Here is a 23,727-nt window from a genome sequence, read left to right as displayed (position 1 = left end):
CGTCAACTACGCCGGGAAGGGGATGTGGACGGTGACCCGTTCGCGGAGTTGTTCGCTGATCAGCCACAGTTCACCGGTCGCGGGCCAGTAGGACAGGTTCTCGGTGTTCTTCGGTGCTTTGGTCCAGACCGTTGTCGACGTACCGCCGACGCCCCGGTGCAGGCAACTCGGGTAGTCGATCCCGTCACCGATGTTCCCGGCGAACTCCGGACACACGCCGGTGATCACGAAGCTGTTGCCGTACGACGTGGCGCCCTGCATCCCCCACACAGGCGAGTCGAACGCCTCGACCGCGTGCACGACCCCGTCGGCGCCGGCGCGGAGCAGCCCGGTCGACTCGTCGAGCGGCCAGCGGACGATCCGCCCGCCGCCGCGCGTCGTGTGCTCCACTGCCACGAACGATCCCGTCCCGGCGTGGTCGATTCCGAGCGACGCGAAGCACGGCTTGGTCCCGGTCGTGTTCGCGCAGCCGCCGCCGGCGTACCAGTACGCGCCGACCTGCGGTAGTGCGAACGCGTGCCACAACGCGTGATACTTGCCATCGGCACCTAGTCCGACCTCGCCGGTGCTGGTGTCCGTACGCCAGATGTGCCGCAGGTCGAAGACCCGCAGGACCGATCCACCGGTCGCCACCACCAGCATGTTCCCCGACCAGAACAGGCCGTGCCCGTGCCCGGCGACGGCCTGGAAGTTACCGTCCGCGGTGGGCTCGACCAGCAACACATGCCGGTATTTCAACGTCGCCAGGTCCAGGAACGACACGCGGATCGCCGTGTCGTTGCTGTTGTGCCAACTCGCGACGACGACCCGGCGCGCACCGCCGGCCGGCTGGGCGTCGCCGGACCCGCTGAGGCCCTGCGGGATCCAGACGTTCTCGTCGTCGTCCTCACCGTCCTGCCAGCAGAACCCCTGTGGATTCAGCGAGGCGGCCAGATACGTCTCATGACACAGCGGCCGCCCCGTCCGGTTGGATGCGGCGAGTACGGCGGTCACGTCAACAGGTGGGAGCTTCGTCTCCAGTTGCGCGACGCGAGCGCCGTACGTCGCGAACGTGTCACCGGACACGAGCTGGAAACCGCTCGCGTCGATGCGTGGGAAGGCTGCCGCCGCCTGCGCGGGCGCCGGAACGAGCACGCCGATCAGGAGGGCGGCCGTCAAGAACAAACGGCTGATCCGCATGCATTCGATAATGATTGACAAGCCGCTGCGATGTCCTGGTGGAACGGCGTGGCGGGCCGTTGACATCGCCTGATGAGCGGACCACGGTGGAGGGATCGCGGCCCGGGGAGGGGCTGCTGCTATTGGGGGAACGATGTCTCAACCACTCACGATCAAACGCCCAGCCGAGAAGACCGCCGCCAAGAAGACCACAGCCAAGAAGACCACTGCGAAGAAGACCACAACCAGGAAGACCACGGCCAAGAAGACAGCAGCCAAGAAGTCCCCTGCGAAGAAGACGGCAGCGAAGAAGACAGTAGCGAAGAGTGCGACGGCCGCGCGTCGGACCGCGGTGCGGGAGACGGTCGGTACGGATGCGGCGGCCGCTGTCCCGTTGGCGGAGTTCCTCGACGCGGCCGGCACGCTGACGCTCGACCAGCGGAAGCTCCTGGTGGATCAAGCACTGCTGCTGCTCAGCGAGAACTACGTGCACCTGCCGCTGAAGGTCGCGATGCACGCCGTCAACCCGTTGCAGCGGCTGCGTGTGATGCGCGCGCGGATGGAGCGTCTGACAGCGGAGACGATGGAGGACGAGTGGCTGTTCCATCGTGAGATGTCGAGCATCTTCCATTCGGTCCGCGATCTGCACACCAACTACCTGCTGCCGGTGCCGTTCGCCGGGAAGATCGCGTTCCTGCCGTTCATGATCGAGAAGTGCTACGACGAAGCCGGTGATGAGCACTACCTGGTCACCCGCACGGTCACGGGCTACCAGGCGCCGCAGTTCGGCCCCGGCGCCGAGGTGACGCACTGGAACGGTACGCCGATCGCCCGCGCGGTCGCTCTCAACGGTGCCGTCTTCGCCGGGAGCAACGACGCCGCCAACCTGGCCCGCGGCCTGGAGTCGCTGACCCTGCGCCCGCTGGTCATCCAGTCCCCACCCGACGAGGACTGGGTGACGCTGTCGTACGTCGGCCTCGACGGCTCGGACCAGGAACTGCGCGAGCAGTGGAAGGTCACCACCAACCTGCCGCCGATGACGGACCTCGACGCGATCAGCGAGGCCTCCGCGGTGATGGGTCTCGACCTCGACTCGGACGAGAAGTCGCGCGCGAAGAAGGCGCTGTACGTCCGCGACGTCGTCGAACTGGAACGTGGGCAGAGCTCGGCCGAGCTGGCTGCCCCGGCCGCGGTGACCGGCGCGGATCTGCCGACCACGATGCCCGGGGTGTTCCGGGCCCGTGAGGTCGCGACGTCGTCCGGGACGTTCGGGCACCTGCGGATCTTCACGTTCAGCGTGCCGGACCCGGTCGCCTTCCGGGACGAGTTCGTCCGGCTGGCCGCGATCCTGCCGCAGAACGGCCTGATCGTGGACGTCCGGGACAACGGCGGCGGGCACATCTACGCGAGCGAGTTCACCCTGCAGACGATGACGCCGCGGCGGGTCGCGCCGGAGCCGGTGCAGTTCATCAGCTCGCCGCTCAACCTGCGGATCTGCCGCCGGCACCGGGAGAACCCGGCCGGGATCGATCTCGGTCCGTGGTTCGACTCGCTCGACCTGGCGATCGAGACCGGGGCGCAGTACTCGGCGGCGAAACCGATCACGCCCGAGGACGGTGCGAACGACGTCGGCCAGACGTACCAGGGACCTGTCGTTCTGATCACCGACGCGCGGGTCTACTCGGCGACGGACATCTTCGCGGCCGGGTTCGCCGATCATGAGATCGGAACCATCCTGGGTGTCGACGACAACACCGGCGCGGGCGGCGCGAACGTCTGGACGCACGGTCTGCTCGCGGCGCTGCTGAACGAACCTCCGCCACCCGACGAGACATCGCCGTACATCGCGCTGCCGAACGGCGCGAACCTGCGGGTCTCGATCCGGCGCACTCTGCGGGTCGGCAAGCTCGCCGGTACGCCGGTGGAGGACCTCGGCGTCAAGCCGCACGAGACCCATCGGATGACCAGAGCGGACCTGCTCGAGGGCAACGTCGACCTGCTGAACCGGGCCGGCGAGCTGCTCGCCGCGCTCCCGGTCCGGCGGCTCGACCTGAAGACCTCGTTGAGCGGCACGACGCTCACGGTCGCGATCGATGCCCAAGGCATCAACCGCGTCGACCTCTACGTAGAAGGCCGCCCGATCAGCTCCGAGGACTACACCACCCCGCTGAGCATCGACATCCTCGAGGTGACCCCCGGACAGCTGCTGCGCGCGGACGGGTACGACGCGGGAAAGCTCGTCGCATCCAAACGGCAGGTCGTCTAGGCGGACGTCCACCACTCACCAACCTCGGACGAACCGTGTCCTGGGCGCCTGGACGAGCGTGAAGCGCGCTGCGTCGGGCAGGTTGGTGAGTGGTGCAGGTCCGGCTAAGTTCAACGCATGCAGACTCTCCACCTGACCGCCGACGAGGAGGCGATGCTCGGCGGTCAGGACGGGGAGGGCGTGGCGCTCGCGATGCGGGTGATCGTCGGGCAGGCGCGGATCTCGGACGCGCCGCGGCTGGTCGAGATCACGTCGGCGCACGTCGACTCGTGCCTGTACCACGGTCAGGTCAGCCTGGATTTCGCGCACCGGCTCGTCGACCTCGGCGCCCGGGTGCGCGTGCCGACGACGCTGAACGTGGGATCCACGGACCTCATCCATCCCGGCCTCGTCCGCGATCACGAGCTCGCGGCGGCGGGACGGGAGCTGATGACGGCGTACGTCGACCTCGGCTGTACGCCGACGTTCACGTGCGCGCCGTACCAGCTCCCGAACCGACCCGCGCTCGGTGAGCACGTCGCGTGGGCGGAGTCGAACGCGATCGTGTTCGCGAACTCGGTCCTCGGCGCGCGCACGGACCGGTACGGCGACTTCCTCGACGTCTGCGCGGCGATCAGCGGACGGGTGCCGTACGCCGGACTGCAGACTCCCGAGGCGCGGCGGGGGACCGTGGTGTTCGACTGCCGCCCGCTCGGCGAGTTCTCGGACCTGACGTACTCGTTGCTCGGGCACCACATCGGATCGGTCGTCGGAGCCGAGATCCCTGTACTGCTGGGGATTCCGGCCGACGCGAGCGAGGACGACCTCAAGGCGCTCGGCGCAGCGGCCGCTTCCGCTGGAGGAGTCGCGTTGTTCCACGCGGTCGGGGTCACGCCAGAGGCGCCGGCGACGGTAGACGGCCTGCCGGTGCGAGTGGTTGACCTCGAGACACTCCAGCGCGTCCGGCGCGAGCTGTCGACGGTCGCATCGGAGCTCGACGCGGTCAGCATCGGTACGCCGCATGCGTCGTACGCCGAATGCGTCCGGCTGTCCGAGCTGGTCGCGGGGCCGCCCTTGAAGTTGCCGTTCTACCTGTCGACCGCTCGCGCGACCCGGGAGCGCCTGGCCGAGAGCGGCGTACTGCAGGTGCTGGAGGCAGCTGGGGTAACGGTCGTCGTCGACACCTGCACGTACGTCACGGCGATCCTGTCGCCGACCTGGAAACACGTGATGACGAACTCGGGCAAGTGGGCGCACTACGCACCCGGCAACATCAAGGTCTCCGCGGTCCTCGGTTCGCTCGCCGAATGCGTCGCGTCCGCCCGTGCCGGCCACGTGGTCCTCGACGCATGATCATCCACGGCCGAACCCTCCACCCCGGCACCGCGGCGGGTACGCCGATCCGCCTCACCGCGCCGCTGTCGTTCTGGGGCGGAACCGACAACGAGGGCCGCATCGTCGACGCGCATCACCCGCAGTGCGGCGCCGTCCTCACCGGCCGCGTCGTCCTGATGGAATCCGGCCGCGGCTCGAGCTCCGCGTCCAGCGTCCTCGCCGAACAGATCCGTGCCCGCACAGCCCCCGCCGCCGTCATCCTGTCCCGCCCAGACCCGATCATCCCGCTCGGCGCCCTGATCGCCGCCGAGCTGTACGACCTCAACCTCCCGGTCGTCGTCGCGCCGTACGACGCCATCCCGGCCAACGCTGTCCTACAGGTCTCTGCCGGCCCGGACCGAGCGACGATTGCGTGGTGACATCAGTACGGCGGTTGCCGCGAACAGGACCGCACACGCCGTGAGCGCGAGCGGAAGCGTCGTGAGTCGAGCGATCGCGGAGATCGTGACGCCGCAGACGATCTCTCCCAGGTACTCGAGCTGTGCGAGGAACGAATGCGTCGTCGCGCGGATGTCAGCGGTCGTCCGGGCGTTGACCCAGATCGTGCTGATCACGCGCGTGAGCGGCGTGACGATGCCGTTCAGCAGTACGACGGCGATCGCACCGGTGACCGGATCGCGCGCGAACGCGAGCATCAGCATCGCCAGCACTCCGGCAAGGGCGGCCAACGCATAGTCGGTCGCGGCGTGTGCGCCGTTGATCCGTTGCGTGACGAGCCGGAGGACGACGGCGCCGACGACCAGACCGGCGACGCCGAGGGCCGTGAACCAGACGATCGGGTCCGGCGCACCGGGTAGGCCCAGGTCGAGAAGTTGCTTCTGGGTAAGGCGTCCGGCGGCATCCGAGGCGCCGTTCACGAGGAAGGTCGCGGCGAAGATCAGCAGGATCGCGCGACTGCGGCGTACCAGCGTGACGCCGCGACGGAACGTGGTCCAGGACGACGACCATCGGGCGGTCCGGATCGGGACGAAGTTGTGCTCGGTGAACCGGAGCGCGACGTACAGCCCGAGCGCCGCCATCGCGGCGCCGGCGATCACGATGGTCACGTCGCGTCGGGTCGCCCAGGCGAGCAGCCCGAGGAGGACGAGACCGGTCGCCGCGCCGGTCAGCTGCGCGCGGGCCGCCCGCGTGAGCACCAGGTTGATGCGACCGGGTTCGTTCAGTTCGTCGGTGATCAGCGCGACGTCGGATCCGCTCGCGAAGGTCCACGAGATACCCCACAGCACCTGCGTGGCGAGGAGCGCGGGGAACGAGGTGAACAGCCCGGTCGCGAGCATCGCCGTACCCATCAGGACCTGGGAGACGACCAGCGACCACTTGCGGCTGATCGTGTCGGCGATGACGCCGGCAGGCACCTCGAAGACCAGCGCGAACGCGCTCTGCACCGACCCGATCAGCACCAGTTCGGCGGGGGAGAGTCCGGCGTCGACGACCAGATAGACGCTGGTGACCAGCCACCACCCGTTGTGCAGGACCGCCCGCAGCCACGTCCAGCGGAGGAAGACCGTCACCATGCGAGCACTCTCCCGAGGCCCGCACCTCGCGTCGACCGATTTAGCCGAGTCCTTCACCTTGGCGCGGTGTGAGTTGCTTCATATTGTTCGCAACTATCAGCATGTTGCGATAATTTGAAAGAGTGCCAGGGATCACAGTGGAAAACGAATGACCGTTCTTGATCTGCGGAGATCCGGGGCGCAGGGTGGAATTTCAGAGAACGAGCGTTCGGTTTGATGTGGGGGTCGGCATGGCGCAGATGACTCTGGAACGGGTCGGGCAACCGAGGCTCCCGGAGCTGAGGCGGCAGCGCGGCGGGATCTGGCGGATCGTCAAGGAGATCGCGCTGCTCGCCGCCCTGTTCGGGATCTACAACCTCGGCCGCTTCCTGTCCGCCGAGCATGCCGGTTCGGCGTTCCGGCACGCGGACGAGCTGATCCGCTGGGAGGCGTGGCTCGGGCTCCCGAGCGAGGCGACGATCCAGCACCACGCGCTGAAGATCGACGGCCTCGCCCAGCTCGCCAACGTGTTCTACGCGAGCGTGCATTTCCCGCTGACCGCGATCGTGCTGCTCTGGTTGCTGATCCGCCGCCCGGCCGAGTACGCGAAGGCGCGCTGGGCGCTCGCGTCCCTGACCGGGCTGGCGTTGATCGGGCACATGTTCTTCCCGCTCGCCCCGCCGCGGATGATGCCGGGCTGGGTGGACACGGGGGTGCTGCTCGGTCAGTCGGTCTACGGACCGAGCACGCACTCCGGGGTCGCGAACCAGTTCGCCGCGATGCCGAGTCTGCACGTCGGCTGGGCGCTCATGGTCGCGGTCTTCCTGATCCGGGCGACCCGGTCACGCTGGCGCTGGCTGTGGATCGCACATCCGTTGCTCACGTTCACCGTCGTCGTGGTCACCGCGAACCACTACTGGCTGGACGGGTTGGTCGCGATCGCGCTCGCCGTCCCGCTGCTCCTGATCTTCGACAGCTCCTCGTCGGCCCGGACGAGGAACGGCGCACGGTCCAGGACCGAGCGTGCCGTCGCCGCGCCGATGTCGAACCAGAGCCCGATCAGCTCGAGCCGGCCCTGATCCTCGGCCGCGCGGACGCACGGGAAACTCCGCAGATTCTCCAGCTGTACGGCGACGTTCGCGACGGACAGCTTGTCGGCCGGTGACAGCCGCACACCGGTCGCGGGATCCACGATGTCGGGCACCGCGACCGCCCGCCGTACCGACGGCTCCAGGTGCCGTAACCAGTTCTGCAGCCCCGATCCTTCGGGTACATCGGCCGCGAGCGCGGCGGCCGCGGCGCCGCAGGAGGAATGCCCGCAGACCACGATCGACTTCACCTTCAGGACGTCGACCGCGTACTCGATCGCGGCGTCCACCGAGCTGCTGTTCGATCCCTTCGGCGGCACGAGATTCCCGATGTTCCGCACACAGAACTGGTCACCCGGGCCGCTGGTGGTGATCATCGTCGGCACGATCCGCGAGTCCGCACAGGTGATGAACAGGTGCGCCGGTTGCTGACCCTCGGCCGCGAGCTTCGCCAGCAACGCCCGGATCGGTACGTCGTCCAACTGCTCGGCGGATCCGCCGCGGTACATCTCGACGGAGCCGCCGCGCGCGACATGCCCGCGACGCCAGTCCTCGAGCGCCTCGGACGCCGCATGGTCCAGATGATCCACGGTGAGATCGACCCGAACCGTCGCGCCTTGAGGGATCGACCGCAGCGTGCGCACCAGGGACGAGACGCCGAGGAACACCAGCGCACCCCGGATCCGCACCGTCCACACGCCGTCCGCTTCAGTTGCTGTCACGGTGGCCCGCGCGAGCCGGTACAGCACCCGCGCGAGCGCGAGCACCAGACCGAGCAGCACGCCTTCGGCCAGTCCCAGTACGCCGACGCCGACCGCGGTCACGACGTACACGAGTAGCTCGTCGTGCCGGCGCAGTGTGCGGATGTGGGCCAGCTGCACCAGGCGCAGGCCGGTGACGAGCAGTACGCCGGCCAGTGCGGCCATCGGTATCAGTTCGAGCATCGAGCCCGCCGCGAGGACGAACGCTGCGATCCAGATGCCGTGCATGATCGCCGACGCGCGGGTCCGGGCGCCGGCCGCGACGTTCGTCGACGAACGCACGATGACGCCGGTGACGGGCATGCCGCCGAGCGCACCGGAGACCGCGTTCGCGGCACCCTGGCCGATCAGCTCACGATCGAGATTGCTCCGCTTGCCGCGATGAAGCTTGTCAACGGCAACGGCCGACAGGAGCGACTCGACACTGGCGACGAGGGCGACGGTCAGTACGGCGGTGGCGATCTCGAGGGGTGTGCCTTCGGGCATCACCGGGAGGATCAGACTCTGCAACGGGTTGTCCGGCAGGTCGACCCGGGTCACGTCGGGCATGGTGACCGCGGCCAGCGCCGTGACCGCCACGACCGCGACGAGTGGGGCCGGAACCACCTTTACTTTGGGGAGTCTCGGCCAGGTGAGCACGATCGCGACCGTGAGTACGCCGACCAGAACCGAGTGACCGTGGTGGGCGATCAGTTGCGCGGGAAGTGCGGTCACGTTGGAGGTCAACGAGCTCTGGGCTTTCCCGCCGAGCACCACGTGCAACTGCTGGACGGCGATCGTGACGCCGATCCCGGCGAGCATGCCGTGCACGACGGCGGGGGAGAGAGACAGGGCGAGTCGCCCGATCCGGGTGATTCCCAGCAGGATCTGTAACAGGCCGGCCGCACAGGTGATGGCGGCGGTCGCGGCCCAGCCGAACTGGGTGATGAGTCCGGCGACGACAACGGTCAGGCCGGCGGCCGGGCCGCTGACCTGGAGTGGGGAGCCGCCGAGCGCGCCGGCGACGACACCGCCGACCACAGCGGCCACCAGGCCGGCGATCAACGGGGCGCCGGATGCGGCGGCGATTCCTAACGAAAGGGGTACTGCGATCAGGAAGACCACCAGCGAAGCCGGTAGGTCATGGTGGAGAACCGTCTTCCAGGTAACGGAAGACGGCGGGGAGTGGGAAGGGGTCGGCACGGGGTCCTCCGGCGTCGGTGCTCAGGGCAACTGCTCGGGCATCAGGCGTCGAAACAAAGAGTGTCGATCTAGTTACTCATCGTACTGACCGGATCAAGCGCACAACAGGAATCTGCCGAAATCGTTGCCTGCAGCTCCGAAGGTGACGAATGCTCTGGTTTCCGGTTGCGTAAACTCGCTGGCGTCGCCGAGCTGAGGAGTCACGTGGAGCTGGAACTGTCCGGGAAGACCGCGGTGGTCACCGGTGCGAGCAAGGGAATCGGGCTGGCGTGTGTCGAGGCGCTGGCGCGTGAGGGTGCGGTGGTCGTCGGCATCTCGCGGGACGCCGGCAACCTGGCGAAGGCGCAGGAGGAGCTCGCCGCCCACGGCCTGAGCTTCCAGCCCGAAGCGGTCGATCTCACCGACGCCGACGCGACGCGCGCGGTCTTCGAGCGGATCGGCGTACCGGACATCCTGATCAACTGCGCGGGCGCGGCCCGCCGGACGCCGGTCGACGAGCTGGACAGTACGGCGCTGCACGCCGCGATGAACGCGAAGTACTTCACGTACATGCACGCGACCGAGGCCGTCATCCGCGGGATGGCCGAACGCGGCAGCGGCGCGGTCGTGAACGTCGTCGGCCAGGGCGGTCGCGCGGCGAACCCGTTGCACATCGGCGGCGGTGCGGCGAACGCGGCGCTGATGCTGGCGTCGGTCGGCTACGCGAAGGCGTACGCGGGCCAGGGCGTCCGGGTGAACGTGATCAACCCCGGTATGACGCGCACCTCCCGGGTCGACGAAGGACTGGAGGCCGCCGTCCGGGCGACCGGCAAGCCGAAGGACGAGCTGCTCCAGGAGATGGTCCGCGAGATCCCGATGGGCCGCGCCGGCGAACCGCGGGAGGTCGCCGACGTCGCGATCTTCCTCGCCTCCCCGCGAGCCAGCTACGTCACCGCCTCGATCATCACCATGGACGGCGCCACCACCGCCGGCATCTGATGCTCACCATCGGCGAGCTCGCCGGCCGCTGCGGCCTCGCCACGCACGTCCTCCGTCACTGGGAGGACGAGGGCCTGCTCGCCCCGGAGCGCGTCGCGGGTCGCCGGCAGTACGACGACGCGCAGGTCGCGCGGGTGGTCATGATCCAGCGCGCCAAGGCGGCGGGCCTGAGCCTCGCCCAGATCCGCCGCATGTTCGACGCCCCGAACGGCTCCGAACGCCGCGCTGTGCTCGGCGAACAGGACGCGCTGCTCGACGCGCAGATTCGTCGCGCTCAGGAGTCGAAACAGCTCCTCGAGCATGCGCTGAACTGCGAAGCTCCCGACTTCACCGAGTGCCCGCACTTCCAGCGGCTGATTGCCTTGCCGGGGACGGCCTGTGGCGGCAGCATGAGATGAACTGCGAGTGGGGGAGGGCAATGTGACGACGGAGCTGAGTCAACGGTCGGCGCGGGAAGTGCTGGACGACCATCTGAACATCGCGAACGAGTGGGTGGGGGCACCGTCGCTGGACGAGATCCTCGCGGAGGACCTGCGACGGAACGTGGCCGAGGACATCGTGATCCTGATGAACCGCGGCACCTTCCGGGGGTACGACGGCGTCCGGGAGCTCGCGCTGGCGCTGGCCGACGAACTACCGGACCACGAGGCGTTCGAGTACACCTACGTCGCCGCGGAGGGCAACGTAGGCCTCCTCGAATGGTCCTACCAGGACTCGAAGGTGCAGGTCCGCGACGGGGTCGACTCCTATGTCATCGAGAACGGGAAGATCGTCGCCCAGACCATCCACTACACCGTCGAAGGTCGCTGAGCCCGGTTCGAGAACGGGGTGATCGGGCGGTCCTGGAGTTCGCCGTCGATGGTGACGTCGACGTTCTCGTCGAAGAACGCGACGTGGCCGGCGACCGGGAGCAGAGGTGCTGTCGGGAAGTCGTAGGACCAGGCGACGTCGGGAACCGAGGAAACGGACCAGTAGGCCGAGGTGCGGCCCTTGTACGGGCATGCGGTGACGGTGTCGCTCGGGATCAGGTGCTCGAGACGTACGGAGGTCCGCGGGAAGTAGTACCGCGGTGGCAGCCCGGTTTCGAACACGATGATCGTGGCGGTCGACTCAGCCAGGACCAGGCCGTCAGCGGCAACCTGGACGTGGCGGGTCGACTTGACGGCGTCGACCCGGGCGTAGGGGTTTCTGGGGTGGACGAAGACTTCCTCGTCCTCCTCGAACCAGCTGTCGAGTGCGTCCCATTGGAACCGCACACGGGCCTTTGCGACGCCCTCGTCGTACACCCAGGCCTGGCCCGATCCCGCGGCGTGTACGCGCGCGACACCGTGGGCGAACTCCTTCGTCTCGCCGGTGTCGGTCAGTACGCCGTCGGCGACGTCCGCGAGCGGGACGTAGTACTGCGGGTACGGCGGGAACTCCCACAGGTAGATCGCGTCCGTCGTGTCGAGGACGACGCGGTCGTCGAGTATCGCGCGAATCCGCCGCGGCACCGGCGCGATGCCACTGGGCGGGACCAGGGGTTCGGGGTAGGCGGTCATTCGTCCAGTAAAGCGCGGGGCCGGCCCTGGTGGTGCCGGCCCCGCGGTCCTTTCGGCTGGGTCAGACGGTGATCCAGTCGATGTCGGCGATGTAGCCGTTCGGGTTGCTGACCTTGATCGAGTTGGCGCCGGCGGTCAGTTTCATCGGGAGGTAGGTGGTCTGCGGCGTACCCCAGTCGTTGTCACCGAGGCCGTGGTAGTTCACCCAGTAGCTGTCGGTGCCGTTGACCGTCAGCATGCTCTGCCGGCTGGTGTCGCCGTCGGTGTAGGCGATCTTCACCAGGTACGTACCTGTGGCCGGCACGGTGATGTCGTTGACCGTCACCGTCGCCCCGTAGCCGATGTTGCCGATCTTCGACCCGCCCGAGCACAGCGTGCAGCCGGAGACGCCGGCATCACCGGTCAAGGTGCTCGTCGGCGCCTCGGCTTCGTAGCGCACCGGCCCGCCGGACTTCGATGTGTACAAGGTGATCCCGGCGCTCACGTCCGACGTACGGCCGTACTTCACACCCTGCACCGTGAACGTGTACTGCGTCTGCGGCTGCAGCCCGCCCACCACGGTGCCCGGCTTCGTGCTCGTCGCAACCTGCTTGCCGTTGGCAAACACCCGGTACGACGTCGCGCCTGCGCTCGGCCGCCAGTTCAGCGACACCGACGTACGGCTGACGTCCGTGGCCGTCAGATCGGCCGGGATGCTCACCGGCACGTTTCCAGGCGTGATCTTGTACAGCTTCGAACCGTGCGCGGGCAACGCCGCCGAGACCTGGCCGCTGACGTTGCGCGTGTTCGTGTCGGCCCAGATGTCGCGGACCGTGGCCTTGCCGCCGATCCCGAGCTGGTCGAACCGGCCGGTGACTGTCGCGGGGGAGTCGGCCAGGTTGAACAGTGCGACCGTCGTACTGCCGTCGGCGTTCTGCGCGTACCAGACCTGCTGCAGCTGGTCCTGGTTCAGCGGGCGCGCCGGGTTGCCGGACTGGTTGATCGCGATGACCTCGCGGTTCGTCAGCAGCTTCAGGCCGTACGCGTCCAGCTTGGTCAGGTCGTCACCGGCGAACAGCGGCGCGGAGTTGATCGCCCAGAACGTCATGTAGGACTGGCGTTCCGCGTCCGTCAGGCCGTCCATCGCGCCGACGCCGACGTTGACCGCGTCCAGGTTGTTCCAGTGCCCCGGCCCGGCGTCGTCGATCCACTGCGCGACGTCCCACCAGCGCTGCTTCACCGAGCTGTCCCACTTGACGATCGTGTCGCAGTAGCACTCGACGTCGGTGTCGATCCGCCAGCCGTTCGAGTTCTGCTTCCACACGTCGGCGTACCGGTGGCTGAGCGACCACGACAGCGTGTACATCATCGGGCGGCCGGCGTTCTGCACCGCGCGCCACCAGGCCTCGACGTCCTCGGTGTTGTTGTGGTTCGGGTCGTCCGGAGCGCCCTTCCAGGAGCCGGGGCCGACGCCGTCCATCTTGATGAAGTCGACGCCCCAGGACGCGAAGAGGCGGGCGATCGAGTCGGCGTACTTCTGCGCGCACGGGCTCGCGTAGTTGATCTTGTACGCCGCGTCCCAGCCGTTGGTCTTGCGCAGGTCCGGGTACACGATGTCGCGCGTGAAGCAGCCCGGCGCGTCGTAGATCGGGGTGTTGCCGTCGCGGTAGACGTCCATCCCGAGGCCGACGACGGTGTAGATGCCGAACTTCAGGCCGAGCTTGTGGATGTCGTCGCCGACGGCCTTCATACCGCGCGGGAACCGCTTCAGGTTGGCGACCGGGCGGCCGTACTCGTCGCCGCCGTCCTGCCAGCCGGCGTCGATGTTGATGTACTCGTAGCCGTACGGCTTGAGCTTGGTGGCCAGGGCGTTCGCCTGGGTGAGGATGTTCTTCTCGCTGATGAAGCTGCCGGGGCCGTCGGGGTTGACGCCCGGGTAGTTGGTCGACTGCAGACTCCAGCTGCTCCAGCCCATGTACGGCTTGGCGGCGATCTGCGGATGGACGGGTTTCTGGTCTTGGACTGCATCGGCTGGTGCGGTGGCGGCTGCGGTCGACACCAGGGCGATCGCGGCCAGGACTAGGGCGGTATGGCGTCTCAAGGACATGAAAACGTCCTCCGGGGGAGGAGTGAGCGGACGTCGTCGAGCCTAGGTCGGTTTAATTTACGCAGTCAAGTATTGAGGCTCTGTTACTTCGCGTGACAGGACTGCCATGGAACCTTGATCAACTTCGCTCCGCGCCCGGGTCGTCGTACCAGCAACGGGCCGGCTCGTGAGGACGCCGGCCGAGGCAGGAGGGGGTTCCGTCATCGTGAACACAAGGAAACTCGGCCGGACGGCGGTCGCCGCGGCCGGGGCGGCCGGTCTGGTCGCACTCGCGGCCGCCGGTGCGTCGGCGGCGTCATCGGCGTCGCCGGCATCCGTGAAGTTGGTTGCCGGAGGCACTGATGTGACGCTGGAGAACGTCGACGGCTACGGCGTCGACCTGGACCTCGGCACCCATGTGGTGGCCGGTAACGCGCCCGTCGAGGTCCGCGCGACGAGGGCGTCGTACAGCTCGCCGGTGGTCGCGACGCAGTACGTGCACGGCAAGCCGGTCCGCCAGTTGCCGAAGGGGCTGGTCACGGACTTCTCCGGACTGGGGAAGTTCCTGCACGTCACGCTGACCGATGCCGCGGGCAAGAAGGTACTCGAGAAGGACCAGACGATCTGCCTGAACGGCGACGGATCGCGGACCCGGCCGGATGCCCCGGCAACCTCGCCGTACCCGGACGGCTGTACGGCGAACCCGTTTACGCAGGGCGCGGTGTGGGGGCTGCAGACCGGGTGGTCCGCGCGAACGTTCGGCGACCCGGCTCCGGTGCAGCTCGCCGTCGGCAAGTACAAGGCGACGGTCACCGTGAACAAGGCGTACCGGGACTTCTTCAGGATCCCGGCGAAGGACTCGTCGGTGAAGCTGAACGTCACGGTGCGGAAGTCCGACGCATCACGAGCTCAGAAGGTGAGCGCGCATTCAGCAGCGCCGACGCCGAACGCGGCGCGTCCGACCGGTAAGGCGAGTGTGCCGAAGGGCCCGAAGCCGGACCTGCGGCCGGTGCCGGCCTGGGGGATCGTGGCCGCGCCGGGCGAAGAAGGTACACCGGACGCGAGCAAGGACTTCCTGCAGTTCTCGGCGACCGTGTGGAACGCGGGCCCGTCGCCGCTGGTGCTGGACGGGTTCCGGCGGCAGGGCAAGGACCTGATGGACGCCTACCAGTACTTCTACAACGCGCAGGGCAAGCAGGTCGGGTACCAGAACACCGGGACGCTGGAGTGGGACGGCCGGGACGGCCACAACCACTGGCACTTCACCGACTTCGCCCGCTACAGCCTGCTGAACGCCAAGCAGACCGAGGTGGTGCGCAGCCAGAAGGAGGCGTTCTGCCTGGCCGCGACGGACTCGATCGACTACACGGTGAAGAACGCGAACTGGCACCCGGACAACACCGACCTGCACACGGCGTGCGGCGACCACGGCTCGCTCTCCGTCCGTGAGGTCCTGGACGTCGGCTCCGGCGACACGTACGAGCAGACGCTGCCGGGCCAGTCCTTCGACATCACGAACCTGGCGAACGGCACCTACTACGTCCAGGTGACGGCCAACCCGGAGAACCGGCTGTTCGAGTCCAGCACGAAGAACAACGTCGCGCTCCGCAAGGTGATCCTCGGAGGTACCAAGCACCACCGCACCGTCAAGGTGCCCCCGGTCGGCGTCATCAACGCTCCCTGATGCCGCCACGCCGGCCCGCCCGCCGGCACCCTCGCGCCCCCGGCCACGATCCAGCCGGGGGCGCGAGCCTTTTCAGACCAACTTTGAGCACCCACCAACCAGATTTCGTGGTGGGAAATGGTTGGTGGATGCTCAAAGTTGCCTGGGGCGGGACTGGAAGGCAGCGCGGTCCCGCCCCAGGAGCTCAGTGGTGCTGCGGGCGGCGCTTCGTCCGCATCGGGCGCAGGTGTGAATCCATCCGCGCGTGCTGACGGCGGCCGAGGACGAACGGGCGGGACGTGCGGCTCGGCAGCGGGGCGCTCTTCGGGGCCGACAACTGGATCTCGGTCTGCTGCAGGTTCAGGCGGAGCGGGACCTGGTGCCACGGGGAGCGGGTCCGGACGAGGACCAGCCGGAGCCGGCCGTCGCGCCGCAGCCGGAGGCCGATCGCGACCGTCGCCACCGCCGGGACCAGGCCCGCGATCATCAGCGCCGAGCGGGCGCCGAAGTGCTGGGCCAGGAACCCGACCAGCGGCCCGCCGATCGCGCCGCCCCCGATGAAGACCAGGTTGTAGATCCCGGACACCCGCCCGCGCAGGCCGTCCGGCGTGGTCAGCTGGACCATCGACTGGGCCGCGGTCAGGAACATCAGCGTCGCCATCCCCATCGACGCCAGCACCGGGATGAACGTCCACAGCGACGGCTGGATCGCGGCCAGTACCTCGGTGATCGTGAGCAGGCACGCGATACCGATCAGGTTCCGCAGGCGGGTCGGCCGGACGCGGCGGGCCGAGAGCAGTGCGCCCGCCAGGGCACCGAACGCGACCACCGAGTTCAGTACGCCGTACCCCGAGGCGCCGGTGTGGAAGACCCGGTCGGCGAACGCGGTCAGCGTCACCGGCAGGCTGATGCAGAACATCCCGTAGATCCCGACCAGCGCGATCGCCCAGCGGACGGCCGGCTCGTGGAACGCGTACCGTACGCCGTCGCGCAGCCCGTCCCTGATCCGCATCCCGGCACTCGCCTTGCGGGCGGCGTGGAACCCCGGCATCTCGCTCTCGCGCATCCGCAGCAGCGCGCTGATCGACGCGAAGAACGTCAGCCCGTTGAGCGCGAACGCCCAGCCGGCGCCGATGGTGCCGAGCAGCACACCGCCGAGCGCGGGGCCGATCAGGCTGCCGAGCTGGAACGTCGACGACACCATGCTGATCGCGTTCCGGACCGTGTCCCGGGGGACGAGTTCGGTGACGAACGACTGCCGGGTCGGGTTGTCGACCGCGGTCGCGAGACCGAGGACGAAGGCCATCGTGTAGACGTGCCAGACCTGGACATGACCGGTGAAGGCGGTCAGCGCGAGGACGCCGGCACAGGTGCCCATCGTGATCTGGGTGACCAGCAGGATCTTCCGCTTCGGGAACCGGTCCGCGATCACGCCGCCGAACAGACCGAGCACGAGGGTGGGGAGGAACTGCAGCGCGGTCGTGATGCCGACCGCGGTGGCGCTGCCGGTGAGCGTGAGCACCAGCCAGTCCTGGGCGATGCGCTGGATCCAGCCGCCGGTCGAGCTGACCAGCAGTCCGCTGACCAGGAGGCGGAAGTTGCGGACCCGCAGTGCGCTGAAGGTGTCCTTGAAGCCCGGGCGCTGGTCCCGGAGCTTGGTCGAATCGGTGGGGCGGTGGAGATGGAAGTCGGTGGACGGGACAGTACCGGTGGCCCGGGTGTTCAAGAGCGATCCCTACGCGAGAGGTCTGGTCAGGGGAGGACACCTCCATCCTCACGGTTTGGTACTGAATCTCGACAGCGAATTACTCCTATTAGTCTTATTGCGTCACGTAATGGGAGGTGCATCGATGTACGACCCGGACCAGCTCCGGACGTTCCTCGCGGTCGCGCAGTCGCTCAGCTTCACCCAGGCGGCCGAGCGACTGGGGATCCGGCAGCCGACGGTGAGCCAGCACGTGCGCAAACTCGAGACGGCGGTGGGGCGGCCGCTGTTCGTCCGTGACACCCGCACTGTCACGCTGACCGCGGACGGCGAGGCGATGGCCGGTTTCGCCCGGACCATCCTGGCCGCGCACGAGGAGGCCGCCGGGTACTTCACCGGCTCGGAGCTGCGCGGCCGGCTGCGGTTCGGTGTCACCGACGACCTGGCGCTCACGCCGCTGCCGAGGATCCTGCGCGACTTCCGTCAGCTGTACCCGCGGATCGACCTGGAGCTGACCGTTGCCCAGAGCCCGAACCTGCTCCGCCGGGTCGAGTCCGGCCACCTGGACCTGGCCTACGTGAAGCACGGCGCCGGCGGCGGTTACGAGCCGAACGGCCGGCTGGTACGGCGGGACCCGATGGTCTGGGCCGGGATCGCCGGGACCCGGATCGCACCCGACGTACCGGTCCCGCTCGTCACGTACCAGGCGCCGTCGCTGAGCCGGTCGCTCGGCGTGCAGACGCTTGAGCAGGCCGGTCGCACCTGCCGGATCACGTGCATCGTCCGCGGCGTCAACGGCGTACTCGCCGCTGTCCGGGCAGGCCTCGGGATCGCGATCTTCGCCCGCTCCCTGATGCCCGCCGACCTGGTCGAGCCCCCGCCGAGCGCCGGCCTGCCCGAACTCCCCTCCATCGACCTCGTCCTGATCACCAACCCGCGCGCCGCGAAGGAGCCGGCCGAGGCGTTGACAGCCGCGATCCTCGGCAGCAACGCGCCGCTCAAGCCGGACGCCGCATAGCCAAGGGCGGTGGAGAGAATCACCGCGAAAACACGCCCTAGCCGCCTGCCCCAGCCGTCCGTCGTACTCCGCAGGGAGTACGGGAAAGTGTCTGCCGTGGCCGGACGAGTCAGCCCCGCTGAATTGGGAGCCTGATCACCATGACGACTGAGCTACGGGCACCTGGCCCCACAAGATTCGATACCGGACCAAAGAGATCACGGCCCAAGTGGCCGCGGAGGGGTAGGACCGCGCTGCCGTGGCTCATGCTGGCTGTGTGGATCGGGCTGGTGGTGGGCGGCCTGTCACTGGCCGGCAAGCTCGACTCGGTGACGCGCGACAACCAGGCCGACTATCTGCCGGCCAGCGCTCAATCGACCAAGGTGCTCCTGGCCGAGGCCGGCCTGCCCGACGGTAGTGATGGCCTGCTCGTGGTCGTGTATGAACGAGCCGCCGGCATCCAGCCAGGTGATCGGGAGGCGGCCGTAGGCGGCTACACCGAGCTGGCGAAGCGATTCGGCAACCACACTGACGCACCTCCGGAGATCGTCGAATCCAACCACGGCACGGCGCTGATGCTCGGGCTACCGCTGGACCGCAAGTGGGTCACCGATGAGGCCGAGGCCGTCTCGGTTGCGGATGCTCGCGCCCTGCTCGCCGACCGGCCGGACGGTCTGAACGTCTATGTCACCGGTCCGTCAGCGATCGGGGCCGATATGGACGAGGTCTTCGATGCCGTGGACGCGAGGTTGCTGCTCGCCACGGCGGTGGTGGTGGCGCTCCTGCTGATCCTGACCTACCGCAGTCCACTGCTGTGGCTGGTACCACTCGTCTCGGTCGGGGTCGCGGCGGTCACGTCGATGGGTGCCGTGTATGCGCTCACTCAGGTCTTCGACTTCACGATCACGAGCATGAGCTCGGCGCTGCTGATCGTGCTGGTCTTCGGCGCAGGCACCGACTATGCGTTGCTACTGGTGTCTCGCTACCGCGAGGAGCTGTACCACCACGAGCGCCCGATCGACGCGATGATGGCGGCGCTGCGTGGGGCCGGCCCGGCCATCGCCGCTTCGGCGGGGACGGTAACAGCAGGTCTGTTGTGCCTGTTGGTCGCGGATCTCAACAGCACCAGCGGTCTCGGCCCGGTGGGTGCAGCGGGCATCACGGCCTCGTTGCTGGTCATGCTGACGTTCTTCCCGGCCTTGCTGGTGGTGCTCGGGCGCAGGGTCTTCTGGCCGTTCGTGCCGCGACTCGGGGCTGAGGTACGCGGGTCTGGATCGCGTTGGGCCAGGCTCGGCGAGCTGGTCGACCGTCGACGTCTGGTCGGTTGGGCCGCGCCGATGGTGATCCTGGGCGCTCTTGCGCTGGGCTTGGTGGGTGCGAGCGGCTCGCTTCCGCAATTGGACCAGTTCGCCCGTTCCACGCCGGACTCGGTGACCGGTGCGAAGCTGATCGACGAGCGCTTCCCCGGTCAAGGAGGTCAGCCGGTCACGGTGATGAGCCGGCCGGACAAGAGCAGTGAGGTCCTGACGGCCGTCCGGAACACGTCCGGAGTTGCCGGCGCCGAGATCGGTCGGGCCGGCGACGACTGGGTGGAGATCTCGGCGATCCCGGTCGACTCGCCGGAGAGCGCGGGCGAGACGGCCACGATCAAGCGGCTGCGGGACACCGCTCAGAAGGTGGCCGGTGACGCCGCGCTGGTCGGCGGGCCGAGTGCCGAGCTGCTGGATACGGACGAGACGAACAAGAGCGACCGCAATCGGGTGATGCCGTTGATCCTGCTGGTAGTGCTCGTGATTCTGGGGCTGCTGCTGCGGGCGGTCGTGGCTCCGTTGGTGCTGGTGGCAACCGTCGTGGTGTCGTTCTTCGGTGCCCTTGGACTGTGCAACCTGTTGTTCGACCGGGTGCTCGGGTTCGCCGGCTGGGAGTCGTCGGTGCCCCTGATCGGGTTCCTCTTCCTGGTCGCGCTCGGTGTCGACTACAACATCTTCTTGATGAGCCGGGTCCGTGAGGAAGCCGTCCGGCACGGGACCGTCAAGGGCACCAAACGCGGCCTCGCGGTGACAGGCGGCGTGATCACCTCGGCCGGCGTCGTGCTGGCGGCCACGTTCGCGGTGCTCGCCTCGCTGCCGCTCGTCATGCTCATCGAGATCGGGATCCTGGTTGCCGTCGGTGTGCTCATCGACACCTTGCTGGTGCGCTCCATCGTGGTTCCTGCGCTGACGATGTCGCTAGGCTCGCGGATGTGGTGGCCAAGCAAGCTCTCGCGCACGAGAGAGGACCGGGTCGATGAACCCGTGTGAACGATGACGACGCTCCGCCCGCCAGTAACCGACCGGCTGCTGGCGGCGGGGTCGTTCGTGCTCGGCGTCGCCGCGGCGATCATGCTCGAGGCGGTCGACTTCGAGGGCGAGCGCAGGGTGGATGTGTGGGCGGTCGCGCTGCTGGGCGCGATGGCGGTGCCGTTGCTTGCCCGCCGGCGCCGGCCGATCCTCGTCGTCCTCGCGGTCCTCGCCGTGTCGACGCCCTACCACATCCTCGACTACCCTCACGAAGCCACGATGCCGGCCTCACTCGTGGCGGCGTTCGCTGCGGCACGCTACAGCGAGCCGCAGCGGCGGCCCGTCGCCGCCCTGGTAGCGGTGGCCGCGGTGACCGTGCCTGTTCTTGCCGACCAGACGTCAGGGGCACTGAGCGATGCTCTCCTCGGCGTCGGCTGGCTCTTCATGGCCTTCTTCGCCGGGCTGGCGGTTCGCTTCCGTGGAAACTGGAAAGCTGTCGTCGCCGCGCGGCTGGAGCGGGAGCGTGCCGACGAGGTCGAGCGACGGGTCGCCGAGGAGCGGGTCCTGATCGCTGCCGAGCTGCACGACGTCCTGGCGCACGGCCTCGCCGTCGCGAACGTCCAGGCGTCCGTCGCCGCGCACCTGATCGACCAGCTGCCGGATCGCGGGGAGACGTCGCTGCAGGAGCTGTCCAGCACGCTGCACGACCTGTCGGACACGAGCCGGGCCACGCTCCATGAGCTGCGCGCCGTTCTGGACGTCTTGCATGGGGGCGAGACCGAGCCAACCGAGCCGGCGCCCCACCTCGGCGAGCTGCAGCGCCTGGTCGAGATGGCCGAGGCCGCCGATGTCCGGATCGACCTGGAGGCCGCCGGGCTGCCGGACCAGCTACCTTCGATGGTGTCCGTCGCGGCCTACCGGATCATCCAGGAGTCACTCACCAATGTCATTCGACACTCGACGGCCGGGCATGCGACCGTCCGACTCGACCAGGATGGCCACCGACTGCAGATCACGGTCGTCGATCACGGGCCCGCACAACCGAGCTCAATGGTGACACCGGCCGGGTTCGGCATCGCCGGGATGACAGGCCGAGCACGGGCCGTCGGCGGCGAGCTGTCCGCCGGCCCGGGCGAGTCCGGAGGATTCGAGGTGCGGGCCAGCCTGCCGCTGCCGGAGACCTGGCGGGTTCCCACGTGATCCGGGTCCTGCTCGCCGACGACCAGGCCCTGGTGCGTGGCGCGTTCGCACTGCTGGTCAACTCCGCTGACGACATGGAGGTCGTCGCGGAGGCCGGCACCGGCGACGAGGCGGTGACGCTGACCCGCGACCTGCGCCCCGACGTCGTCTTGATGGACATCAGGATGCCGAGCACCGACGGCATCGAAGCGACTCGGCAGATCGTCGCTGACGGTGCATCGAGCGGCAGCAGGGTCCTCATCCTGACCACCTTCGAGACAGACACCAACGTACTGCGCGGCCTTCGCGCGGGGGCCTGCGGATTCCTGCCCAAGGACACCCGCCCGGACGCCCTGCTGGACGCCATCCGCACCGTCGCCGCGGGAGAGTCGCTGCTGTCACCCGCCGCGACCAAGGCGGTCATCACCCGTGCCTTGAGTCGTCCCGACGTGCCTGCGCCCGAGCGGCTGGCCGGCCTGACCGCGCGCGAACGCGAGGTGCTCCGGCTCATCGCCGTGGGCCGGAGCAACCAGGAGATCGCGGACGAGCTGGTCGTCAGCCCGCTGACCGCCAAGACTCACGTGGCCCGCATCCTCGCGAAGCTAGGCGCCCGCGACCGGGTCCATCTCGTCATCGCCGCGTACGAAGCCGGACTCACCTGACGCAACGCAACCGTTGACCCGCCCTCCGACCCCGTACTCCGTGCGGAGTACGGGGAGGTGTCTTCCGTGGGCGGACGATTCGGGCCGGCGGACCTGCGAGCGTGATCTGCACAGCGAACTCGGGGGCCTGCTACACAGCCCGACAAAGGAGCGCAGACAGGATGGAACCGATCGAGCAAGGCTCACCGCGACGGTTGCTTGGGCGCCGCGGGTTTGTCGCCGGTGCGGCCGCACTCGGCGCTGGGGTCGGAGTGTCCGCAACGGCATTCGCGACCCGTGACGGCGGCAAAGAGGACCCGCAGATCTCGCGCACTGAGAAAGACATCACGCTTCGCGACCAAGATCTGAAGTTCATCGGCACGGAAGAGACCTTCACGACTCCCGAGCTGATGGAGCTGAACTCCGTCAACAAGGATCACATCGCGTTCCTCACGGACATCGGTCTTGCGGATCTGGGAAATCGCCGCCTCCGCGACATGGATCAGGGGGGACTCAATGTTCAAATCCTCTCCGCGCATACGCCGTCCGTGCAAAATGTCCCTGGGAAAAAGGGGATCGACTTTGCCTATCGCCTCAATCGGATGCTTGCCGAGGGGCCGATGGCCAGGTACCCGGGCCGCTTCCAGGCCTTCGCAACCTTGCCCTTGCAGAGCCCGGAGGCAGCGGCGGACGAACTGGAACGATCGGTTCGCGAAGACGGCTTCCTGGGTGCACTGACCAACGGACACATCACCAGGAAATACCTCGATCATCCCGATTTCGAGCCTGTGCTGGCGCGTGCCGAAGCTCTCGATGTGCCGATCTACCTGCATCCCGGGTACCCAGCCGACGAGATCTTCGAGATCTACTACAGCACCACACGGGCGGAATACACGAAGGAGTTCCAAGACTACATCTTCAGTGGGTCCGGACTTGGCTGGCACCAAGAGGTGCTGATCCAATGCGTCCGAATGATCGCGTACGGGGTTTTCGACAGATTCCCCACACTGAAGATCATCGTCGGCCACCTGGGCGAAGGCCTTCCGTTCTACTACGAGCGGATCGCCAACGACATGGGCGAGCCAACGGCGAACTCGCTCAAGAAGCCCTTCGCGCAGTACTTCCAGGACAACTTCTGGTTCACAACCAGCGCATTCTTCCAGGACGAACTGCTCCATCTCTTGCTGAAATACATCAGTGTGGATCGAGTGATGTTCGCAACCGACTACCCCTTCATCGAAAGTATCAAGGAAGGGACCGACTGGTTCCGAGCAGTCGATCTTCCGCGTGTGGACAAGGAAAAGATCGCGTTCCGCAACGCCGAGAATCTGTTCGGGATCAAGGTCTGACGCACCCA

At 68.0% G+C, this 23,727-nt stretch carries 18 protein-coding genes and 1 pseudogene; 13 read left to right on the top strand and 6 right to left on the bottom strand.

The features are described 5' to 3' along the window. Positions 1 to 6 precede the first annotated feature (6 nt). On the bottom strand, positions 7 to 1,179 hold the full coding sequence (locus tag E0H92_RS18750) for a hypothetical protein (RefSeq protein ID WP_131462374.1): 1,173 nt from the start codon (positions 1,177 to 1,179) through the stop codon (positions 7 to 9). A 133-nt stretch (positions 1,180 to 1,312) separates the two neighbouring features. Here E0H92_RS18750 and E0H92_RS18745 point away from each other — a divergent pair, with 133 nt between their 5' ends. The 3 genes from E0H92_RS18745 (at position 1,313) to E0H92_RS18735 (ending at position 5,157) form a co-directional block, all read left to right on the top strand. After that, complete coding sequence (locus tag E0H92_RS18745; protein ID WP_131497087.1) at positions 1,313 to 3,424, top strand: S41 family peptidase; 2,112 nt, start codon at positions 1,313 to 1,315, stop codon at positions 3,422 to 3,424. Between the two features lie 117 nt (positions 3,425 to 3,541). Next, complete coding sequence (locus tag E0H92_RS18740; RefSeq protein ID WP_131462375.1) at positions 3,542 to 4,756, top strand: aconitase X; 1,215 nt, start codon at positions 3,542 to 3,544, stop codon at positions 4,754 to 4,756. Beyond that, on the top strand, positions 4,753 to 5,157 hold the full coding sequence (locus E0H92_RS18735) for an aconitase X swivel domain-containing protein (protein ID WP_131497086.1): 405 nt from the start codon (positions 4,753 to 4,755) through the stop codon (positions 5,155 to 5,157). The genes E0H92_RS18740 and E0H92_RS18735 overlap by 4 nt, the downstream gene beginning before the upstream one ends. Here the strand turns inward: E0H92_RS18735 and E0H92_RS18730 are convergent. After that, complete coding sequence (locus E0H92_RS18730; protein WP_131497085.1) at positions 5,113 to 6,312, bottom strand: MFS transporter; 1,200 nt, start codon at positions 6,310 to 6,312, stop codon at positions 5,113 to 5,115. The two genes, E0H92_RS18735 and E0H92_RS18730, sit on opposite strands and share 45 nt — an antisense overlap. Before the next feature lie 230 nt (positions 6,313 to 6,542). Here E0H92_RS18730 and E0H92_RS18725 point away from each other — a divergent pair, with 230 nt between their 5' ends. Then, positions 6,543 to 7,370 carry a phosphatase PAP2 family protein gene (locus tag E0H92_RS18725; protein WP_238173485.1) on the top strand — a complete coding sequence of 276 codons (828 nt, stop codon included), beginning with the start codon at positions 6,543 to 6,545 and terminating at the stop codon, positions 7,368 to 7,370. 14 nt (positions 7,371 to 7,384) lie between these two features. Here E0H92_RS18725 and E0H92_RS18720 read toward each other — a convergent pair. Further along, positions 7,385 to 9,322 (bottom strand): annotated as a pseudogene (locus tag E0H92_RS18720) (bifunctional SulP family inorganic anion transporter/carbonic anhydrase); the annotation flags it as partial. 204 nt (positions 9,323 to 9,526) lie between these two features. Here E0H92_RS18720 and E0H92_RS18715 point away from each other — a divergent pair. Genes E0H92_RS18715 through E0H92_RS18705 form a run of 3 tightly spaced genes read left to right on the top strand, consistent with a single transcriptional unit; the run spans position 9,527 to position 11,110 of the window. Further along, a complete protein-coding gene (locus E0H92_RS18715) occupies positions 9,527 to 10,300 on the top strand; it encodes an SDR family NAD(P)-dependent oxidoreductase (protein WP_131497083.1) in 774 nt (257 codons plus the stop codon). Continuing rightward, entirely contained in the window at positions 10,300 to 10,698 is a 399-nt protein-coding gene (locus tag E0H92_RS18710) for a MerR family transcriptional regulator (protein ID WP_131497082.1), read from the top strand. Before E0H92_RS18715 ends, E0H92_RS18710 begins: the two co-directional genes overlap by 1 nt. A gap of 22 nt (positions 10,699 to 10,720) precedes the next feature. Then, positions 10,721 to 11,110 carry a nuclear transport factor 2 family protein gene (locus E0H92_RS18705; RefSeq protein ID WP_131497081.1) on the top strand — a complete coding sequence of 130 codons (390 nt, stop codon included), beginning with the start codon at positions 10,721 to 10,723 and terminating at the stop codon, positions 11,108 to 11,110. Here the strand turns inward: E0H92_RS18705 and E0H92_RS18700 are convergent. Beyond that, complete coding sequence (locus tag E0H92_RS18700; protein WP_131497080.1) at positions 11,089 to 11,841, bottom strand: DUF427 domain-containing protein; 753 nt, start codon at positions 11,839 to 11,841, stop codon at positions 11,089 to 11,091. The genes E0H92_RS18705 and E0H92_RS18700 overlap by 22 nt on opposite strands. A 61-nt stretch (positions 11,842 to 11,902) precedes the next feature. Then, positions 11,903 to 13,927: a fibronectin type III domain-containing protein gene (locus tag E0H92_RS18695; protein WP_131497079.1), complete on the bottom strand. Its 2,025-nt coding sequence runs from the start codon at positions 13,925 to 13,927 to the stop codon at positions 11,903 to 11,905. Between the two features lie 205 nt (positions 13,928 to 14,132). Here E0H92_RS18695 and E0H92_RS18690 point away from each other — a divergent pair, with 205 nt between their 5' ends. Then, a complete protein-coding gene (locus E0H92_RS18690) occupies positions 14,133 to 15,590 on the top strand; it encodes a lysyl oxidase family protein (protein ID WP_238173484.1) in 1,458 nt (485 codons plus the stop codon). 184 nt (positions 15,591 to 15,774) lie between these two features. On the opposite strand, the gene E0H92_RS18685 is transcribed toward E0H92_RS18690, so the two are convergent. Beyond that, entirely contained in the window at positions 15,775 to 17,295 is a 1,521-nt protein-coding gene (locus E0H92_RS18685) for an MFS transporter (protein ID WP_131497078.1), read from the bottom strand. A 124-nt stretch (positions 17,296 to 17,419) separates the two neighbouring features. On the opposite strand from E0H92_RS18685, the gene E0H92_RS18680 reads away from it, so the two are divergent. The 5 genes from E0H92_RS18680 (at position 17,420) to E0H92_RS18660 (ending at position 23,719) form a co-directional block, all read left to right on the top strand. Beyond that, positions 17,420 to 18,292 carry a LysR substrate-binding domain-containing protein gene (locus E0H92_RS18680; protein WP_131462384.1) on the top strand — a complete coding sequence of 291 codons (873 nt, stop codon included), beginning with the start codon at positions 17,420 to 17,422 and terminating at the stop codon, positions 18,290 to 18,292. Between the two features lie 245 nt (positions 18,293 to 18,537). Further along, positions 18,538 to 20,571 carry an MMPL family transporter gene (locus tag E0H92_RS18675; RefSeq protein ID WP_238173483.1) on the top strand — a complete coding sequence of 678 codons (2,034 nt, stop codon included), beginning with the start codon at positions 18,538 to 18,540 and terminating at the stop codon, positions 20,569 to 20,571. 3 nt (positions 20,572 to 20,574) lie between these two features. Continuing rightward, positions 20,575 to 21,750, top strand: coding sequence for a sensor histidine kinase (locus E0H92_RS18670; protein ID WP_131462386.1), 1,176 nt, complete (start codon positions 20,575 to 20,577; stop codon positions 21,748 to 21,750). Beyond that, positions 21,747 to 22,391, top strand: a complete 645-nt coding sequence (locus E0H92_RS18665) for a response regulator (RefSeq protein ID WP_131462387.1) — start codon at positions 21,747 to 21,749, stop codon at positions 22,389 to 22,391. Before E0H92_RS18670 ends, E0H92_RS18665 begins: the two co-directional genes overlap by 4 nt. A 161-nt stretch (positions 22,392 to 22,552) precedes the next feature. Next, positions 22,553 to 23,719 (top strand): amidohydrolase family protein, encoded by a 1,167-nt coding sequence (locus E0H92_RS18660; protein ID WP_131462388.1) that lies wholly within the window; start codon positions 22,553 to 22,555, stop codon positions 23,717 to 23,719. The last annotated feature ends 8 nt before the right edge of the window (positions 23,720 to 23,727 follow it).

It is taken from the genome of Kribbella speibonae (genome assembly GCF_004331375.1).
Taxonomy (GTDB): Bacteria; Actinomycetota; Actinomycetes; order Propionibacteriales; family Kribbellaceae; genus Kribbella; species Kribbella sindirgiensis.
The sequence above is the reverse complement of the archived record's forward strand: the minus strand, read 5'-3'. Positions and strand labels throughout refer to the sequence as shown.

Coding starts and splice junctions, on each gene's coding strand:
- E0H92_RS18695 (WP_131497079.1), bottom strand. CDS start 13,927: ATGTCCTTGAGACGCCATACCGCCCTAGTCCTGGCCGCGATCGCCCTG.
- E0H92_RS18680 (WP_131462384.1), top strand. CDS start 17,420: ATGTACGACCCGGACCAGCTCCGGACGTTCCTCGCGGTCGCGCAGTCG.
- E0H92_RS18745 (WP_131497087.1), top strand. CDS start 1,313: ATGTCTCAACCACTCACGATCAAACGCCCAGCCGAGAAGACCGCCGCC.
- E0H92_RS18660 (WP_131462388.1), top strand. CDS start 22,553: ATGGAACCGATCGAGCAAGGCTCACCGCGACGGTTGCTTGGGCGCCGC.
- E0H92_RS18670 (WP_131462386.1), top strand. CDS start 20,575: ATGACGACGCTCCGCCCGCCAGTAACCGACCGGCTGCTGGCGGCGGGG.
- E0H92_RS18730 (WP_131497085.1), bottom strand. CDS start 6,312: ATGGTGACGGTCTTCCTCCGCTGGACGTGGCTGCGGGCGGTCCTGCAC.
- E0H92_RS18740 (WP_131462375.1), top strand. CDS start 3,542: ATGCAGACTCTCCACCTGACCGCCGACGAGGAGGCGATGCTCGGCGGT.
- E0H92_RS18725 (WP_238173485.1), top strand. CDS start 6,543: ATGGCGCAGATGACTCTGGAACGGGTCGGGCAACCGAGGCTCCCGGAG.
- E0H92_RS18675 (WP_238173483.1), top strand. CDS start 18,538: ATGCTGGCTGTGTGGATCGGGCTGGTGGTGGGCGGCCTGTCACTGGCC.
- E0H92_RS18710 (WP_131497082.1), top strand. CDS start 10,300: ATGCTCACCATCGGCGAGCTCGCCGGCCGCTGCGGCCTCGCCACGCAC.
- E0H92_RS18750 (WP_131462374.1), bottom strand. CDS start 1,179: ATGCGGATCAGCCGTTTGTTCTTGACGGCCGCCCTCCTGATCGGCGTG.
- E0H92_RS18735 (WP_131497086.1), top strand. CDS start 4,753: ATGATCATCCACGGCCGAACCCTCCACCCCGGCACCGCGGCGGGTACG.
- E0H92_RS18700 (WP_131497080.1), bottom strand. CDS start 11,841: ATGACCGCCTACCCCGAACCCCTGGTCCCGCCCAGTGGCATCGCGCCG.